The organism is Kitasatospora sp. MY 5-36, assembly GCF_001182915.1.
In the GTDB taxonomy this organism is placed as follows: Bacteria; Actinomycetota; Actinomycetes; order Streptomycetales; family Streptomycetaceae; genus Kitasatospora.
In genome coordinates this window covers 1-1,852 of record NZ_LFVW01001000.1, presented here as the reverse complement: position 1 = coordinate 1,852, position 1,852 = coordinate 1, and the positions used below count along the sequence as shown (strand labels likewise).

Below are 1,852 nucleotides of genomic sequence, written 5' to 3'. Positions count from 1 at the left end.
GCCCAGCCGGGTGCCCGTGCCGTGCGCCTCCACCACGTCGACCTCGGTGGCGGCCAGCCCGGCCCGGTCGAGGGCCTGGCGGATCACCCGCTCCTGGGAGGGGCCGTTGGGCGCGGTCAGCCCGTTGGAGGCGCCGTCCTGGTTGACGGCGCTGCCGCGCAGCACCGCCAGCACCGGGTGGCCGTTGCGCCGGGCGTCGGAGAGCCGCTCCAGCAGCAGCATGCCGACGCCCTCGCCCCAGCCGGTGCCGTCCGCCGCCTCGGCGAACGCCTTGCAGCGCCCGTCCGGCGCCAGCCCGCGCTGGCGGCTGAACTCGATGAACGAACCCGGCGTCGACATCACCGCGACGCCGCCGGCCAGGGCCAGCGAGCACTCGCCGGAGCGCAGCGCCTGGCCCGCCAGGTGCAGGGCGACCAGCGAGGAGGAGCAGGCCGTGTCCACGGACACCGCCGGGCCCTCCAGGCCGAGGGTGTAGGCGATCCGGCCGGAGGCGACGCTGGCCGAACTGCCGTTGCCCAGGTAGCCCTCCACCTCCTCCGGGACGGTGCTGAAGCGGGCCGCGTAGTCGTGGTACGAGATGCCGGTGAAGACGCCCGTCCGGCTGCCCCGCGCCGACACCGGGTCCACGCCCGCGTGCTCGAAGGCCTCCCAGGAGGTCTCCAGCAGCAGCCGCTGCTGCGGGTCCGTCGCCAGCGCCTCGCGCGGGTTGATCCCGAAGAACGCCGCGTCGAACCCGGCCGCGTCGTACAGGAAGCCGCCCTCGGAGGCGTAGCAGGTGCCGGGCTGCTCGGGGTCGTCGCTGAACAGCGCGGCGGTGTCCCAGCCGCGGTCCTGCGGGAAGCCGCCGACGGCGTCCCGGCCCTGGGCGACCAGCTGCCACAGCTCCTCGGGCGAGCCGACCCCGCCGGGGTAGCGGCAGCTCATCCCGATGATCGCGATCGGCTCCCCGGCGTCCACCGGGCCGGCGGTGGGGGCGGCCGCCGAGCCGTCCTCGCCGAGCAGTTCGCCGAGCAGCCGGGCGGCCACCGCCTCCGGGGTCGGGTGGTCGAACAGCAGGGTGCTCGGCAGCCGCACCCCGGTCGACCGGGCGAGCCGGTCGCGCAGCTCCACCGCCGTCAGCGAGTCGAAGCCCTGCTCCTGGAACGGGCGGACCACCTCGATCCCGTCGGCCGTGGGGTGGCCCAGGACCTCCGCCGCCAGGCCGCTCACCAGCTCCACCAGGGAACGGGAGCGCTCGGCGACCGGCAGGCCCGCGAGGGCGGAGCGCAGCGCCGAGGTGGCGTCGTCGGCGGGCGCGGGCCGCTCCTCGGCGCGCTCCAGCTCCCGCACCTCGGCCAGCGCGCCCAGCAGCGGGCTCGGCCGGACGGCGGTGAAACCGGGGTGGAAGCGCGACCAGTCGACCTCGGTGACGGTCACGGCCGTGTCGTCCAGGTCCAGCGCCTGCCGCAGGGCCGCGACCGCGAGGTCCGGCGCCAGCGCGCCGAGGCCCATCCGCCGCAGCGGCCCCTCCTGACCGGCCGACATGCCTTCCCCGGCCCACGGGCCCCAGGCCACCGAGGTGGCCGTCAGGCCGCGCGCCCGGCGCTGCTCGGCCAGCGCGTCCAGGAACGCGTTCGCCGCGCCGTACGCGGCCTGGCCGCCGCCGCCCCAGACCCCGGCGACGGAGGACATCAGCACGAAGGCGTCCAGCTCCTGCCCGTCCAACAGCTCGTCCAGGTGCGCCGCTCCGGTCACCTTGGCGGCGCCGGACGCGGCCAGCGCGTCCGCGTCGAGCTCGCGCAGCGGCCCCATCGCCCCCGAGCCGGCCGCGTGCACCACGGCGCTCAGCGGGCCGAGCCCGTCCAGCAGCCCG

General features: G+C 77.2%; 1 protein-coding gene. It reads right to left on the bottom strand.

Annotated features, from left to right (window positions below):
• The coding region (locus tag AE652_RS39375; protein WP_049660378.1) for a beta-ketoacyl synthase N-terminal-like domain-containing protein at window positions 1-1,852 on the bottom strand (1,852 nt) is incomplete at both ends.